Below are 14,939 nucleotides of genomic sequence, written 5' to 3'. Positions count from 1 at the left end.
CATGCGCCGGCGGCGACACTTACTTTGAAACACTGACTTGATAACCCCGACATGCAAACCAAAGCCGTATTGACCGTTGTAGAAGCTACGCAAATCCTCGAAGCCGCGCGCGCGGAAGCAGAGAAGAACGAGTGGGCAGTCACCATCGCGGTTGTGGATGACGGTGGCCATCTGCTGGCCCTGCTCCGCCTCGACGGCTGTGCGCCGATAGGCGCTTACATTGCGACCGAAAAGGCGCGTACCTCAGCGCTCGGCAGACGCGAATCGAAGCAATACGAAGACATGATCAACAGCGGCCGAACCGCGTTCCTGAGCGCACCGCTGGCCGGCACACTGGAAGGCGGCGTCCCCGTCATCGTCGGCGGGCACGTTGTGGGCGCGGTGGGCGTGTCCGGTGTCAAGCCGGATCAGGATTCGCAAGTGGCCAGGACCGCAGCAAACAGCCTCAACGGCTGATTGATTGATACACGAAATTGTTTGGAGCAAATGATGGATGAAATGATCGAGCGAAGCGGTCTGCGGGTCGCGGCTGTCCTGAGCAAATTCGTAGACGATGAAGCGTTGAGCGGGACCGGCATCGGCAGCGAAGCCTTCTGGAAAGGCTTTGCTGCCCTCGTCCACGACCTCGCCCCGAAGAACCGCGCGCTGCTCGCAGAACGCGATCGTCTGCAAGCGGAGCTGGACCACTGGCACCGCGCACATCCGGGACCGGTGCGCGATCTGAAGGCGTACCGCGCCTTTCTCGAAAGCATCGGCTATATCGTGCCGGCGAGCGCAGCCGTTCAGGCGACGACCGAGAACGTCGACACCGAAATCGCCGGGCAAGCCGGCCCGCAACTCGTCGTACCGCTGTCGAACCCGCGCTACGCGCTCAACGCTGCGAATGCGCGCTGGGGTAGCCTGTACGACGCGCTCTACGGCACCGACGCTATTCCCGAAACCGACGGCGCGGAGCGCACCGCTTATTTCAACCCGGTCCGCGGTGCGCGCGTGATCGCGCGCGCCCGCGCATTCCTCGATGAAGCGGCGCCGCTCGCCAACGGCTCGCACGTCGACGCCATCGCATATCGCGTGGAATGCGGCAAGCTCGCCGTCACGCTCAAGCACGGCTCGTCGGCATTGAAGGTTCCCGCGCAGTTCATCGGCTTTCAGGGCGACGCCGGCGCCCCTTCCGCCGTCCTGCTCAAGCATCACGGCCTGCACTTCGAGATTCAGATCGACGCAACGGACTCCATCGGCAAGACCGACGCAGCGCGCGTGAAAGACGTGCTGATGGAAGCGGCTGTCTCGACGATTATCGATTGCGAAGACTCGGTTGCCGCGGTCGATGCCGCCGACAAGGTCCAGCTTTACCGCAACTGGACTGGCCTCACCAAAGGCGATCTGAGCGAGCAGGTCACGAGGAACGGCAAGACCTTCACGCGTCGCCTGAACGCCGATCGCACATACACCGCGCCGGACGGCTCGACAGTGAAGCTGCACGGCCGCTCGCTACTGTTCATCCGCAACGTCGGCCATTTGATGACGAATCCGGCGATTGTCGATCGCGACGGTCATGAGATTCCCGAAGGCATTCTGGATGCCGTGATGACATCGCTGGGCGCGATGCACGATCTGCAAAACAAGCTCAATTCGCGGACCGGATCGATTTACATCGTCAAGCCGAAGATGCACGGCCCGGCCGAAGTCGCGTTCTCCAATGAGCTGTTCGGCCGCGTCGAAGATCTGCTCGGGCTGCCGCGCCATACCATCAAGATGGGCATCATGGACGAAGAGCGCCGCACGAGTGTCAATCTGCAGGCATGCATTGCCGCGGCATCGGCGCGCGTGGCGTTCATCAATACGGGCTTCCTGGATCGCACCGGCGACGAGATGCACAGCGCGATGGAAGCGGGTCCGATGATGCGCAAGGGTGACATGAAATCGTCGGCATGGATCGCGGCTTACGAGCGCAATAACGTGTTGGCCGGCTTGAGCTCGGGATTGCGCGGACGCGCGCAGATCGGCAAAGGCATGTGGGCGATGCCCGACCTGATGCACGCGATGCTCGAACAGAAGATCGCGCATCCGCAAGCAGGCGCGAACACGGCTTGGGTGCCGTCGCCGACTGCCGCGACGCTGCACGCGCTGCACTACCATCAAGTCGACGTTCAGGCCGTGCAGCAGGAGTTGGAAAAGACGGGCTACGACAGCGTACGCGATGAACTGCTCAACGGCTTGCTGACGATTCCTGTCGTCGAAAAGGCGCAGTGGTCGGATGAGGAAATCCGCGAGGAACTCGAGAACAACGCGCAAGGCATTCTCGGCTATGTGGTGCGCTGGATCGATCAGGGCGTCGGCTGCTCGAAGGTGCCGGACATTCGCGATATCGGTCTGATGGAAGACCGCGCGACGCTGCGCATCTCGAGCCAGCACATTGCAAACTGGCTGCGTCACGGGGTGGTGTCGGAAGCGCTGGTGAACGAAACGTTCAAGCGCATGGCGAAGGTGGTAGATGCGCAGAACGCCAACGACCCGCATTACCAGCCAATGACCGGTCATCTGGAAACCTCGCTCGCGTTCAAGGCGGCGAAGGCGCTGGTTTTTGAAGGACGGATGCAACCTGGCGGGTATACCGAGCCTTTGCTGCACAAGTTCCGACTCGGCGCGAAGTCGTAGGCGCAGCTCGCCATCGTCACCGTGGGCCAATTCAGCATGCGTCGCTGGCGGCCATCGTCGTTCGCCAGCGACAGCCCACGCTCGGCTATTGTCTCAACCCGGTTTCGAAAGCCGGGCTTTTAACGCAGGTATCGCTGCACACACGGGACGATGAACTAAGTCCAAAGCGGAGCTTAACCTCCCGACTTGTCCGATTTGCACTGCAGCCGCGTGCACGACAACACGCCAATGGTTGCGCGCCGCCCGCACTCAACCTACCGATTCACGCTCGAGCATACTGCCTTTCGCGCGTCGTTTCGCCAGCCAATGCGACAGACGATCAAACCACAGGTGCACCACCGGCGTCGTGAAAAGCGTCAGCATCTGCGAAACCATCAGGCCGCCGACAATCGCGATGCCGAGCGGTACGCGTAACTCCGCGCCTGCGCCATGACCGAGCGCGAGGGGCAGCGCGCCGAACAGCGCGGCCAGCGTCGTCATCATGATCGGCCGGAAGCGCAGCACGCACGCCTGACGGATCGCCTCGCGCGGCGATAAGCCTTGCTCACGCTCGGCAACGAGCGCGAAGTCGATCATCATGATCGCGTTCTTCTTCACGATGCCGATCAGCAGAATAATGCCGATCATCCCCATGATCGAGAGATCCTGGCCAAACAGCATCAGCGCGAGCAAGGCGCCCACGCCCGCCGAAGGCAGCGTCGAAATAATGGTGAGGGGGTGAATCGCACTTTCGTACAGGATGCCGAGGATCAGATACACCACCACCAGCGCCGCGGCGATCAGATACGGTTCGCTCGCGAGCGACGCCTGGAACGCCTGCGCCGTGCCCTGGAACGAACCCGTCAAACTGTCGGGTTTGCCTGCCGCGACTTCGGCCTGGTGAATCGCCGTCACTGCATTGCCGAGCGATTGGCCCGCCGCCAGATTGAACGAAATCGTCACGGCCGGGAACAGCCCCTGGTGATTCACCGAAATCGGCGACACGTTGTTTTCAATCTTCGCCAACGTGCTGAGCGGCACCAGTTCGTTCGTCTGCGGCGAACGGACATAGAGGTGCGCGAGCGCGTCGGTGGTCAACTGGAAGCTCGGGTCGACTTCCTCGACAACGTGGTACTGGTTCAACTGCGTGAACAGCGTGGCGATCTGTCGCTGGCCGAACGCGTCATAGAGCGTGTCGTCGATGGCTTGCGCGGTGATGCCGAAGCGCGAGGCCGTGCTGCGGTCAATCACGAGCGTGGCGCTGGTGGCGGCCGCTTGCTGATCCGAAGTGACGTCGGCGAGTTGCGGGAGCTTCGACAACGTGGCCGTCAGTACGCCCGCCCAATGATCAAGCTCATCGATATCGGGGTCCTGCAGCGTGTACTGATACTGCGCCGCGCTGATGCGACCGCCCACCTGAATATCCTGGCGGACCTGCATCGACAATGAAATGCCCATCACCTTCGCCAATTGCGGCTTTAGACGGTTGAGCACCTGCGCGGCACTGTCGTGGCGTTGACCGAATGCCTTCAGGTTGATCATCACACGGCCCTGGCTTACCGTTGGATTCGGACCCATCCAGTAGTAGACGTTGTCGACGGCGGGATCCGCTTCGATGATATTGCCCAACTGCTGCATCTTCTGCGACATCGAGCGGGGCGAAACATCCGGCGCGGCTTGCGCGACGCCCATGATCAATCCGGAGTCTTCTTGCGGAAAGAAGCCCTTCGGGATTTCGACGAACAACGCGCCGGTCGCCACGATCGTCGCGATGGTCACGCCAAGCATCAGTTTCGGACGATTCAACACCCAATCGAGACCCCGCTCGTAACGACGCTCGACCGCAACGAAGCCTCTTTCGAGCCACACCTCCAGCTTGCGCATCCGCCCAGCTTCGTCCGGCTCAGGCGCACGGATCAGCCAGCCGCACAGCATCGGCGTGACAGTCAGCGAAACGAGTGCCGACATCACGATCGCCGCACTCACCGTCACCGCGAATTCGCGGAACAGGCGTCCGACGATGCCGCCCATCAACAGGATCGGAATGAACACGGCAATGAGCGAGATCGTCATCGAGACGATCGTGAAGCGCACTTCCATCGCGCCGAGCAGCGCGGCTTTCATGCGCGGCACGCCTTCTTCGATATGCCGCATCACGTTTTCGATTACCACAATCGCATCGTCCACCACGAAGCCCACCGCGATGGTCAGCCCCATCAGCGACAGATTGTCGAGGCTATAGCCGAGCAGATACATCACGCCGAACGTGGCGACCAGCGAGAGCGGGATCGTCAGGCTCGGAATGATCGTCGCCCAGACGTTGCGCAGAAACGAGAAGATGACCATCACGACGAGCGCGATCGTCAGCATCAGCGTGAACTGCACGTCATGCACCGACGCATTGATGGTCTGCGTGCGATCGCCCACCACATGCAGATGTGCGGCCGCGGGCAGCGACGCCTCGAGAGCGGGCAACTTCGCGTTGATGTTGGCAATCGTCTGCACGACGTTGTAGCCCGGCTGCTTGTGAATATCGAGGATGATCGCGCGTTCGTGCTGAAGCCACGCCGCTTGCTGGTCATCCTCAGCGGCATTGAGCACCGTGCCGAGGTCCGATACGCGAATCGGCGCGCCGTTTTTGTATGCGACCACGAGATCGCGATACCCGGAGGCAGTCGTGATCTGGTCGGTCGCGTTGAAGATCACCGAACGATCCGGGCCGTTCAGGCTGCCCTTAGGCGCGTTCACCGTCTGCACGCCGACGATCGAGCGCACATCTTCCAGCGTGAGGCCGCGCGCGGTCAGCTTGTCGGGATCGAGCTGAATGCGCACTGCGGGCCGCTGCTGGCCGTGAAAATCGACCAGACCGACGCCGGGCATCTGCGAGATCTGTTGCGCGAGATAGTCTTCGGCGTAGCTGTCGAGCTGCGTGAGCGTGAGCGATGGCGACGTCAGCGCCAGTGACAGCAAGGTGAAGTCGGCCGGGTTGACCTTTTCGTAGGTCGGCGGATTCGGCAGATTCTTCGGCAAGGTGCCGCCGGCCGCGTTGATTGCCGTCTGCACGTCCTGCGCCGCGCCGTTGATATCGCGCGTCAAATCGAACTGGATGGCGATGCTGGTGGTGCCGAGCGAGCTGGACGACGTCATCTGCGTGACGCCCGCGATCAGCGAAAGCTGCCGCTCCAGCGGCGTGGCCACCGAAGTCGCCATGGTCTCCGCGCTCGCGCCCGGCAACTTCGCCACGACCTGGATCGTCGGGAAATCGACTTGCGGCAGCGGCGCGACGGGCAGCAGAAAATACGCCACTGCTCCGGCCAGCAGCACCGCGATTGCGAGAAAACTGGTGGCAATGCGCCGCTTGATGAACAGTTCCATCAGGCTCATGACGGATTGTCCTGGTTAGCCTGGCTGCCCGCCGCGTTCGCGTTGGCCGGCGCCTCGGCCACCGCCGCTACCGTGGTCGCGGCCACGCGCACGCCCGGGTTCAACCGGCTTTGTCCATCGAACACAACGAGATCCGTGGACGCGATGCCGCTGCGGATTTCCGTCATACCGTCGACCGTGACGCCGGTCTGCACCGGACGCATCTGCGCGATGCCGCTCGCGGTAATCACGTACAGCTGCGTGCCGTTCTGCGTGTTCACCACGGCGCGGCTCGGCACCGCAAGCCGCTGTGCATCGGTACGCACCAGCACACGTGTGTTCACCAGTTCGCCCGGCCACAGCTTGCGATCCTTGTTGGCGAACGAGGCCTTGAGCCTGATCTGGCCGGTGGTGGCGTCGACCGTGCTGTCAATGAACACCAGCTTGCCTTCGGCGAGCGCCATACTGCCGGAGCGCGTGGTCACGTTCACGGCCAGCGGTGCCTTCGCCTGATTCGCGAGCAATTCGGGCAGCACGTCCTGAGGCACGGAGAACAACACGGTAATCGGCTCCATCTGCGTGACGGTGACGATGCCGGTCGTGTCCGTCGGATGCACGATCGCGCCGATGTCGGCTTCGCGCGCGCCGACCCGACCGGTGAACGGCGCAAAGAGCGTCGTGAAGCTGAGTTGCAGGCGGTCGCTCTGCACCAGCGCGGCATCCGCGGCGACCGTCGCGGCAAGTGCTTCCACTTGCGACTTCGCCGTATCGACCGCCTGGGTGGTCGCCGCGCCGATGCCGACCAGCTTCGAATAACGAGCGAGATCGAGCCGCGCATTATCGAGCGATGCCTGGTCCTTGCGTTGCGCCGCTTGCGCTTGATGCAACTGGGCGCTCAACGGCCCCTGATCGAGTTGCGCGAGCAGTTGCCCGGCCTGCACGTCCTGCCCTTCGGTAAAGGCCACGCGCTGCAGTTGGCCATCGACGCGCACCTTGACGTCCACGGCATTGAGCGCCAGGACCGTGCCCACCGCCGCGACGCGGATCGGAAAGTCGCGGCTCGCCGGATGGCCGGCGTTCACCGGCACGGCCGGCGCCGGCTTGACGGCCGGATGCCTCGGCCAGAACCACGCAACAAGAATCACGACCAGAACGGCCAATGCCGCGATCGTCGGCGCGCGGCTTCTACGCGCACCCGGCGCCTCGTGGTTCGGATGGTCTGCAGGTTTCATGAGCGGGAAGGCGTAGAAGAGGAAGCGGGACTACTGTCGCCATCAGCGGTTATGCCGAAGCCGCCACCGAACGCGCGAAACAGGCTGACCGACGCCTGAAGGCGCGCGAGCCGTGCCTGAACCAGCGTGTCTTCGGACTGGTACAGCGTGCGTTGGGCATCGAGGACAGTCAGAAAATCGACGGTGCCGAGCGTGTACTGGGCCTGGGCAAGCGTGGCGGCTTTGCGGGCGGCGGCGGCGGCGTTCTGGTCGGCCGCTTCCGCGAGTTCCTGCTGCTGTGCCGCCGAAAGCGAATCCTCGACGTCCTGCAACGCGCTCACCACGGCCTGCTGGTAATCCGCAACGCCCTTCGCCTCGGCCGCCTTGCTTGCATGCAACTGGCCGCGCAGCGCGCCGCCGTCGAAGATCGGCGCCGCCAGCGAAGCGGCGATACTGGCAAACGGGCTCGACAGGAAATGCGACAGCGAGTTGCTGGCGAGGCCGCCGTCGGCAGTCAGCACGATGTTCGGCAGAAAAGCCGCGCGCGCCGCGCCGACGCTCTGATTCGCCGATTGCAATTGCGCTTCCTTCGAGCGGATGTCGGGACGCGTTTCGAGCAGGCTCGCGGGCAGATTCGCGCGTGGCTGCGGAATGACGATGTCGGCGAGTGGGGCTTCGCTGACCGCGAATTGTTCGGGGGCCGTGCCCACCAATACGGCGAGTGCATGCACCGCAATGTCGAGTTGCTGTTGCAGCGCCGGCACGGCGGCCTGGAAGGTGGCGAGCGCATTGCGCTGCTGCTGCACCTGCAACTCGGTCGCGACGCCCGCGGCTTGTTGCGCGAGCAGCAACTGAAGAATACGCGATGCATCGTCGGAGATCGTCCGCGCGATCGCCAGACGGCGGCGCAAACTCTGCACCTGAAAATACGTGTCCGCAACCGACGCCGTCAGCGTCAACGCAACCGTATCTCGATCGAACCCGGAGGCGCGTGCAAGCAGGTCCGCTGCACGGGCGTTGGCAGCGTTGAAGCCCCAGAAGTCGACTTCATAGCTGGCTTCGGCGAACAGGCTCTGGCTTTTGGTTGTTGAACCACGGCCCTGGTGACTGCGATCGAAAGTACTGCCGAGCGTCAGCGACGGATACTGCGGCGCGCCGGCCTTCTCGGCATTGCCACGCGCCTCTTCGACGCTCGCGATAGCCGACGCCAGCGTGAAGTTGTTGCGCAGGCTGCGCTCGACCAGCGCGTCGAGCGCGGGGTCGCGATACTCGCGCCACCAGCCGCTTCTGACCGGCACCGTACCGGCCAGCGATGCCCCCGCCGCGGCGTCGAAGGCTTGCGCCAGCGGCGCACTCGGTCGCTGATAGGCCGGCACGAGCGAGCACCCGGCCAGCAACGCGACGGCCAGCGTCCCAACCGCGGCGCACACGGCAGCGCGCACCGCCAGGGAACGCGCATGACGAGTGACAGCGCGTGAAAGCGGCACCGAACGGGGCGGCCCTGACATGGAAAAGCCTCTGGCAACGTGGAGTCTCGCCAGATTAGCCAGCGGGTCCTGTCGGCGCTTTCGCCCAAAAGTTAAAAAATTTTAATGCGGCGCAACATCACGCGAGCCGCGCCCGCCAGCGGGCCGGAGCGAACGTTCGCAGGCGTCAGGGCGCGGGATCGAGCACATAGCCCGCCCCCGCCACGGTGTGAATCAGCGCCACCGGAAAGTCGCGGTCGACCTTGATCCGCACGCGATACATGTGCATATCAATGATATTGCCGCGCGGCTCGAAATCGTAATTCCACGCGGCTTCCAGCAGCATGCTGCGCGTCACGACCTGCCCCGCGCGGCGCGCGAGGCATTCGAGCAACAGGAACTCGCGATGCTGCAGGCGCAGGTCGCGGCCGGCGCGGCTCGCGGTCCGCGCGCGTGTATCGAGCACCAGGTCCGCGCATTCAAGCCGCGCGCTCATCCGGCTGCGATCCGCGCGCCGGGCCAGCGCTTCGATTCTCGCCAGCACTTCGGCAAACGCGTACGGCTTCACCAGATAGTCGTCGCAACCCGCGCGAATCCCTTCTACCCGTTCGTTCAGTCCGCCGAGCGCCGACAGCATCAGCACCGGCGTCGTGTCGCCGCCGGCGCGCAGTTGCTGCACGAGCGCTATGCCGTCGAGCGCGGGTAAGAGCCGGTCGGTCACGATCACGTCGTAGATGCCCTCGCGCGCATAGGCGAGTCCGGTCGCACCGTCGGCCACCGTGTCAACGATGAGACCGCTCTCAGTCAAGCCGCGCGCCAGGAACTGGCTGGCGCGCGTGTCGTCCTCGATCAGAAGGATTCGCATGTGCAATCCGGATAAAGATGGCCAACATGAAAGTTTTTTCATGTTGGCGCGAAGCGCCTGTAGGGCTTTGCGCGGCATACTGCGAACATCGCGGGTAGGCGCGTAGTGTAAAACGGCCGGCCGGCTGCGGCGCGGTGCGCGCTGATTGCGTCGGCTGATTGCGTCGGCTATTGAGCTGCTCATTGACTGGATAAAGGCATGTCGAATGTACTGGTCGTCGAGGACGACGAGCAGACCCTCGCGGAAATCGTCGAGGCCCTTAGCGATCACGGCTGCACGGTGCAAGCCGCGAGCACCGGCCGCGATGGCTTGATGCTCGCGGTCGCCAACCCGTATGACGCTATCGTGCTCGATCGCATGTTGCCAGGCGGCCTCGAAGGGCTCGGCATGCTGGCGGCGTTGCGCAGCGCCGGAGTACTCACGCCGGTATTGATTCTCAGCGCACTGTCCGCAGTCGACGAACGCGTGCGCGGTTTGCGTGCCGGCGGCGACGACTATCTGACCAAGCCGTTCGAATTCATCGAACTGACCGCGCGGCTCGACGCGCTGATGCGTCGGCGCGAAGCGGCACCGGGTGTGCAGGAGTACCAGGTCGGGCCGCTGCGGCTCGACCCGCTCAAACGCGAAGTGACCTGTGGCAGCCGCCCGGTGCCGCTGCTGCCGCGCGAATACCGGTTGCTCGAATATCTGATGCAGCACGCAGGCCAGGTAGTGAGCCGCACGATGCTGTTCGAGGCGGTATGGGATTACCGCCTCGACGAGCGGACCAATGTGATCGACGTGCACATCAGCCGCCTGAGAAAAAAACTCGACCCGGACGGGTCGGCGCCGATGATCGATACCGTGCGCGGTTCGGGGTACATGCTGCATGCGCCTGACTGAACTGCACCGCACCACCGGCTTTCGCCTCGCCACGCTGTTTCTGGCGTTGTTCGGCGTAATCGCCATTCTGCTTTTCGGCTACCTCTATCGAGAGATCACCGGCTTCGAACAGGAACGCATCGACGACTGGCTGATGCGGGAACACGCCGAACTGATACGCGAAGACCCCAACGAACTGGTTGCGCGGTTCCAGCATCAAGGCGAATTCGACCCACGCCGCCAGCGCCCGTTTGCGCTGTTCGATGCCACAGGCAGACATCTTGCCGGGGGATACCCTGGCCAGCAGCCGGCAATCCCCCATTTCGACGCGCCGTTTTCGATGCGCCTCGCGAATCTGCCGGGCCACCCGCCCGGACGATGCATCGCCGCGCGCCTGTCCGACAGCCGCATCGCGTTGCAATGCCAGAACACTCGCGAGCTGGACCACTTCGACGAAGAGCTGCTCCAGGCGCTGCTTTCCACCGCCATACTCACGTTGGTGATCGGCCTGATCGGTGCGAGCCTGATCGGCATCTCGGCCATGCGGCGGCTCGATGCGGTGACCGCATCAATCGAAGAAATCGTCGCAGGCAATCTCAGCCGGCGCTTACCGGTGCATTCGAAACGGGACGACGTGGATCGGCTGGTCGGTGTAGTAAATGGCATGCTCGACGAGATCGAGCGGCTGATGCACGAGGTCAAGGGCGTGTGCGATGCGATTGCGCACGATCTGCGCACGCCGCTCACGCGAATGCTCGGCGGGCTGGAACGGGCACAGCGGCGGGCGAAAACCGAAGCGGAGTACCGTGCGGCGATCGATGAAACCATCGTCGAGACCACCGGCCTCTTGCGCACCTTCAATGCGCTGCTGCGCATTTCGGAAATCGAAAGCGGCGTGCGGCGAAAAGGCTTTACGAACGTCGATCTGGCCGCTGTCGCAGACGACGTGTTTGAATTCTACGAGCCGACTGCCGAAGACAAGGGGATCGCCTTCGAAGTGCGGCGGAGCGTCACGAGGCCGCTGGAAATTCAGGGTGACCGGAGTCTGCTGTTCGAAGCGCTGGCCAATCTGGTGGAGAACGCCATCAAGTTCGCGCCGCACGGCGGCAAGGTACGGCTCACGGTGTTCCGCAGCCGGACGGGCGCCGGCGTCAGCGTGTCCGACGATGGGCCCGGCATTGCTCGCACCGAGCAACAAGCCGTGCTGCGGCGGTTCTATCGCGGCGAGGCGAGCCGCCATACGCCGGGCAGCGGACTCGGGCTCAGTCTGGCGCTGGCGGTGGCCAACATGCACGGCATGTCGATCCGTTTCAGCGAAGCGACGCCCGGATGCGAGGTCATGCTGTACAAGCAGAACGAATAACGCCGTGTGCAAGTTCCGTGCATACAGCTTCAAGGCCCGCTGATCCTGAAAGCGGCACGATCTCCCGGTCCTCACTTGCAAGCGCCGCCATCGCGCGGAGCGCGGCGCCGACGCGGCCAGTCACCACGATCCGTTAGCCTACGTCCACGCGTGCGCCGCCATCGTCCGTTTCCGTCAGTGCGCGGCCAGCACGAACGGTCGACCGGTGAGCCGCAGATGAAGAACGACGAGCCAGCGGCGCGGACAATCGGAGGCCACCTCGAGCGGCAACGCGTCATGCCCGGCAGTCATCGTGTGGTGGTTTTTTACCGCGAACTCGAAGGCGGCGTGCGCGAATTCGCGCGTCACGATCACGCCGCCGACGATCACCGCGATCGCGAGCAGGCGGAACGACGTGGTCATGAAGAACTGCTGCGACACCGGCAATACCAGCAGCGCGATGCAGAGCACCGCCTCGGCGCCAGCGGCCGTGAGCGACGCGACCAACAGATGGGCTCGCAGCATGTCGACGGTGACTGGCTTCATAATGTGGCTTCGTGATCTGACGGAACGCGTGGTGCGACTCATCGGCATAAAAACGCCGGGCGAAAAAATTCCATCGATGTACTTACGATTGAGTTGCAATAACCTGACAAAAACAATCGACACAAGCGGCTGACAACAACGCCGCTTCACGTCTTTCGTCACTACTCGAACCGGGCTGTTGAGGGGCGATACTATCGGTCCAAGCTGAAGGAAGGCTTAAGCATGTGCAGCATATAAAGCGGATCATGACGACCCTGGTTCAACTTCGGCTGCACGAACCGGCGCTCGCACAGTTATGCAATTAAGCATTCAATGGAATCAACAATGGCGTAGTCTTCGTAGAAGACGACGAACTGATCGGCTACGGCTTCGAAGCGGGACTGCGTCAGGCAGGCTTTTACGCCTAAGCACATTACCGGATCGTAATCATCGACCGTTGCTCTTGACGGTATGATTTCGGATCGACGCAACGCGGAGCAAAAGATGCGAATCCTGGTCATCGAGGACGAGCTGAAAACGGCGGCCTATCTGAAGAAAGGCCTGGAAGAATCCGGCTACGCGGTCGACGTGGCGAACGACGGCCCGCAAGGGCTGCTGCTCGCGCAAGAAGAAAACTACGACGTGATCGTGCTGGACGTGATGTTGCCCGGCATGGACGGCTGGACCATCGTCAAGACCCTGCGCAGCACCCGTACCACGCCCGTGCTGTTCCTCACCGCGCGCGACGATGTCGACGACCGCGTGCGCGGCCTCGAACTCGGCGCGGACGATTACCTCGTCAAGCCGTTCGCGTTCGTCGAAATGCTGGCGCGCGTGCGTACGCTCGCGCGCCGTGGGCCGCCGCGCGAAAGCGACCTGATCAAGGTGGGCGACCTCGAAATGGACGTGAACCGGCGGCGCGTCAAACGGGGCGGCACCCGCATCGATCTGACGCCGCGCGAATTCTCGCTGCTGCAACTGCTCGCGCGCCGCCAGGGCGAAGTGCTGAGCCGCACGCAGATCGCGTCGTATGTGTGGGACATGAATTTCGACAGCGACACGAATGTCGTCGAGGTCGCTATTCGCCGGTTGCGCACCAAGATCGACGACAACTTTCCCGTCAAGCTGATTCACACCGTGCGGGGCGTCGGCTATGTGCTCGAGCTGAAGGACACTGCCTGATGCTCGGCCGTTCGCTGGCGCCGACGCTCGCGCTTGCATTTGGTGTCACTACACTGGCGGTGTTCGTGCTGGTCGGCAGCTTTCTGTACCTCGGGCTCGAAAAGCAGATCAAGGCGCAGGACGATCTCGACATCGTGCTTGCGGCGCGCCACGCACGGCGGCTGATGGAGGAACTCGAGTCGGCGCGGGGAATTGGCGAGCATGGCGAGCGGCTGACCAGCATCGTGCTAGGCAATGCAGCGATGTCGATGGAAGTATTCGGCCCGGACGGCAACCGGGCGCTCGCACACAACATCGCTAAGACGTTCGCAACCCCGAACGCAGCCAGCGGCGCGGCGAGCGTTGCCGTATTGCCGCGGCTCGCGCGGGTAGCCGCCACCGCGCGCATCACCGAGGCCGACATCGGCGACTGGCGCGGCCGCGCCGGCGAGCCGATTCGCGGCATCCTCACCGACGTGCGGCTGCGCAACGGCGACACGGCGAGCGTGCTGGTGGCGCGCAACATGAGCGATCGCTGGCTGCTGCTGGACCATTACCGCGACAAGCTCCACCTGGCCGGCGTGGCCGGTGTGCTGCTGGCGATGCTGCTGGGCTATCTGCTGATCCGGGCCGCGCTGCGGCCCTTGCGCGATATCGCGGCAAGCGCGAGCCTCGTGACGGTCGACCGTCTCCATACGCGGATCGCGGTCGAGCGCGTGCCGAGCGAACTGGAGGCGCTGGTGACAGCGCTGAACGCGATGCTCGAACGCGTCGAGCAGGGCTTCCAACGGTTGTCGCGTTTCACCGCCGATCTCGCGCACGATATGCGCACGCCGCTCGCCAACATGCGCGGCGCCGCCGAAGTCGCGCTGGCCCGGCCGCGCTCCGTGGATGAATACGAGTCGCTGCTGGCGTCGAATCTCGAAGAGTGCGACCGCCTGTCGAGGATGATCGAAAACGTGCTGTTTCTCGCGCGAGCCGAGCATCCGCAGTTCGTCAAACACATGCGCGAATTCGACGCGGCGCGGGAGTTGACGCACATCGCCGACTACTTCGAAGGGATTGCCGAAGAAGCGAAGGTGCGCGTGCGCGTGAGCGGCGCGGCCAATCTGACGGCCGATCTCGAACTGTTTCGCCGCGCCGTCAGCAATCTGCTCGCCAACGCGATCCGCTATACCCCGCCGGGCGGCGAGATCGTGCTGGACGCGAGCGCCTCGTTACACGCAGTGCACGTCACTGTCTCGAACGAGGGGCAGCCGATCGCCGCCAGCAATCTCGAACGGATTTTCGACCGTTTCTATCGCGTCGATCCGTCGCGCAGTACGCTGCCATCGTCGGGGTTATCGCAAGGGTCCACCGGGTCGGCGGGGCTAGGGCTTGCGATCGTGCGCACGATCATGGAGCTGCACGGCGGCTCGGTGCATGCCGAAAGCGATGCACGCAGCACACGCTTCGTGCTGACGTTCAAACGGGGCGGATGACTGCCCGCCTGTAACGGCGAGGGGTGC

The 14,939-nt window shown here is 63.6% G+C and carries 11 protein-coding genes; 6 read left to right on the top strand and 5 right to left on the bottom strand.

The genetic code is table 11. From position 1 onward, the window contains the following. Nucleotides 1–51: 51 nt before the first annotated feature. Together ABQJ48_RS08330 and ABQJ48_RS08325 are read left to right on the top strand one after the other, a co-directional pair. The gene (locus tag ABQJ48_RS08330; protein WP_367837234.1) at nt 52–456 is read left to right on the top strand and encodes a heme-binding protein; all 405 of its coding nucleotides are present in this window, start codon (nt 52–54) and stop codon (nt 454–456) included. A 33-nt stretch (nt 457–489) separates the two neighbouring features. After that, nucleotides 490–2,658 carry a malate synthase G gene (locus tag ABQJ48_RS08325; RefSeq protein WP_367837233.1) on the top strand — a complete coding sequence of 723 codons (2,169 nt, stop codon included), beginning with the start codon at nt 490–492 and terminating at the stop codon, nt 2,656–2,658. A gap of 249 nt (nt 2,659–2,907) precedes the next feature. Here the strand turns inward: ABQJ48_RS08325 and ABQJ48_RS08320 are convergent, their stop codons facing one another. From ABQJ48_RS08320 to ABQJ48_RS08305, 4 genes are all read right to left on the bottom strand, one after another. Beyond that, on the bottom strand, nt 2,908–6,021 hold the full coding sequence (locus ABQJ48_RS08320) for an efflux RND transporter permease subunit (protein WP_367837232.1): 3,114 nt from the start codon (nt 6,019–6,021) through the stop codon (nt 2,908–2,910). Then, the gene (locus ABQJ48_RS08315) at nt 6,018–7,232 is read right to left on the bottom strand and encodes an efflux RND transporter periplasmic adaptor subunit (protein WP_367837231.1); all 1,215 of its coding nucleotides are present in this window, start codon (nt 7,230–7,232) and stop codon (nt 6,018–6,020) included. The genes ABQJ48_RS08320 and ABQJ48_RS08315 overlap by 4 nt, the downstream gene beginning before the upstream one ends. Beyond that, nucleotides 7,229–8,719, bottom strand: a complete 1,491-nt coding sequence (locus tag ABQJ48_RS08310) for an efflux transporter outer membrane subunit (RefSeq protein WP_367837230.1) — start codon at nt 8,717–8,719, stop codon at nt 7,229–7,231. The genes ABQJ48_RS08315 and ABQJ48_RS08310 overlap by 4 nt, the downstream gene beginning before the upstream one ends. A 145-nt stretch (nt 8,720–8,864) precedes the next feature. Beyond that, complete coding sequence (locus ABQJ48_RS08305) at nt 8,865–9,542, bottom strand: response regulator transcription factor (RefSeq protein WP_367837229.1); 678 nt, start codon at nt 9,540–9,542, stop codon at nt 8,865–8,867. Between the two features lie 198 nt (nt 9,543–9,740). Here ABQJ48_RS08305 and ABQJ48_RS08300 point away from each other — a divergent pair, with 198 nt between their 5' ends. Both ABQJ48_RS08300 and ABQJ48_RS08295 read left to right on the top strand, forming a co-directional pair. Beyond that, nucleotides 9,741–10,424, top strand: a complete 684-nt coding sequence (locus tag ABQJ48_RS08300; RefSeq protein ID WP_367837228.1) for a response regulator transcription factor — start codon at nt 9,741–9,743, stop codon at nt 10,422–10,424. Then, complete coding sequence (locus ABQJ48_RS08295; RefSeq protein ID WP_367837227.1) at nt 10,411–11,766, top strand: sensor histidine kinase; 1,356 nt, start codon at nt 10,411–10,413, stop codon at nt 11,764–11,766. Before ABQJ48_RS08300 ends, ABQJ48_RS08295 begins: the two co-directional genes overlap by 14 nt. A gap of 174 nt (nt 11,767–11,940) precedes the next feature. Here ABQJ48_RS08295 and ABQJ48_RS08290 read toward each other — a convergent pair whose 3' ends face one another. Further along, nucleotides 11,941–12,291: a hypothetical protein gene (locus tag ABQJ48_RS08290; protein ID WP_367837225.1), complete on the bottom strand. Its 351-nt coding sequence runs from the start codon at nt 12,289–12,291 to the stop codon at nt 11,941–11,943. A gap of 483 nt (nt 12,292–12,774) precedes the next feature. On the opposite strand from ABQJ48_RS08290, the gene ABQJ48_RS08285 reads away from it, so the two are divergent. Both ABQJ48_RS08285 and ABQJ48_RS08280 read left to right on the top strand, forming a co-directional pair. After that, entirely contained in the window at nt 12,775–13,452 is a 678-nt protein-coding gene (locus ABQJ48_RS08285) for a heavy metal response regulator transcription factor (RefSeq protein WP_367837224.1), read from the top strand. Beyond that, nucleotides 13,452–14,912 carry a heavy metal sensor histidine kinase gene (locus ABQJ48_RS08280; RefSeq protein WP_367837223.1) on the top strand — a complete coding sequence of 487 codons (1,461 nt, stop codon included), beginning with the start codon at nt 13,452–13,454 and terminating at the stop codon, nt 14,910–14,912. Before ABQJ48_RS08285 ends, ABQJ48_RS08280 begins: the two co-directional genes overlap by 1 nt. Nucleotides 14,913–14,939 lie beyond the last annotated feature (27 nt).

This window comes from Paraburkholderia suaedae, from assembly GCF_040812055.1.
Classification (GTDB): Bacteria; Pseudomonadota; Gammaproteobacteria; order Burkholderiales; family Burkholderiaceae; genus Paraburkholderia.
This window is presented reverse-complemented; position numbering and strand designations above follow the sequence as displayed.

Coding starts and splice junctions, on each gene's coding strand:
- ABQJ48_RS08300 (WP_367837228.1), top strand. CDS start 9,741: ATGTCGAATGTACTGGTCGTCGAGGACGACGAGCAGACCCTCGCGGAA.
- ABQJ48_RS08290 (WP_367837225.1), bottom strand. CDS start 12,291: ATGAAGCCAGTCACCGTCGACATGCTGCGAGCCCATCTGTTGGTCGCG.
- ABQJ48_RS08330 (WP_367837234.1), top strand. CDS start 52: ATGCAAACCAAAGCCGTATTGACCGTTGTAGAAGCTACGCAAATCCTC.
- ABQJ48_RS08315 (WP_367837231.1), bottom strand. CDS start 7,232: ATGAAACCTGCAGACCATCCGAACCACGAGGCGCCGGGTGCGCGTAGA.
- ABQJ48_RS08325 (WP_367837233.1), top strand. CDS start 490: ATGGATGAAATGATCGAGCGAAGCGGTCTGCGGGTCGCGGCTGTCCTG.
- ABQJ48_RS08305 (WP_367837229.1), bottom strand. CDS start 9,542: ATGCGAATCCTTCTGATCGAGGACGACACGCGCGCCAGCCAGTTCCTG.
- ABQJ48_RS08280 (WP_367837223.1), top strand. CDS start 13,452: ATGCTCGGCCGTTCGCTGGCGCCGACGCTCGCGCTTGCATTTGGTGTC.
- ABQJ48_RS08295 (WP_367837227.1), top strand. CDS start 10,411: ATGCGCCTGACTGAACTGCACCGCACCACCGGCTTTCGCCTCGCCACG.
- ABQJ48_RS08310 (WP_367837230.1), bottom strand. CDS start 8,719: ATGTCAGGGCCGCCCCGTTCGGTGCCGCTTTCACGCGCTGTCACTCGT.
- ABQJ48_RS08320 (WP_367837232.1), bottom strand. CDS start 6,021: ATGAGCCTGATGGAACTGTTCATCAAGCGGCGCATTGCCACCAGTTTT.
- ABQJ48_RS08285 (WP_367837224.1), top strand. CDS start 12,775: ATGCGAATCCTGGTCATCGAGGACGAGCTGAAAACGGCGGCCTATCTG.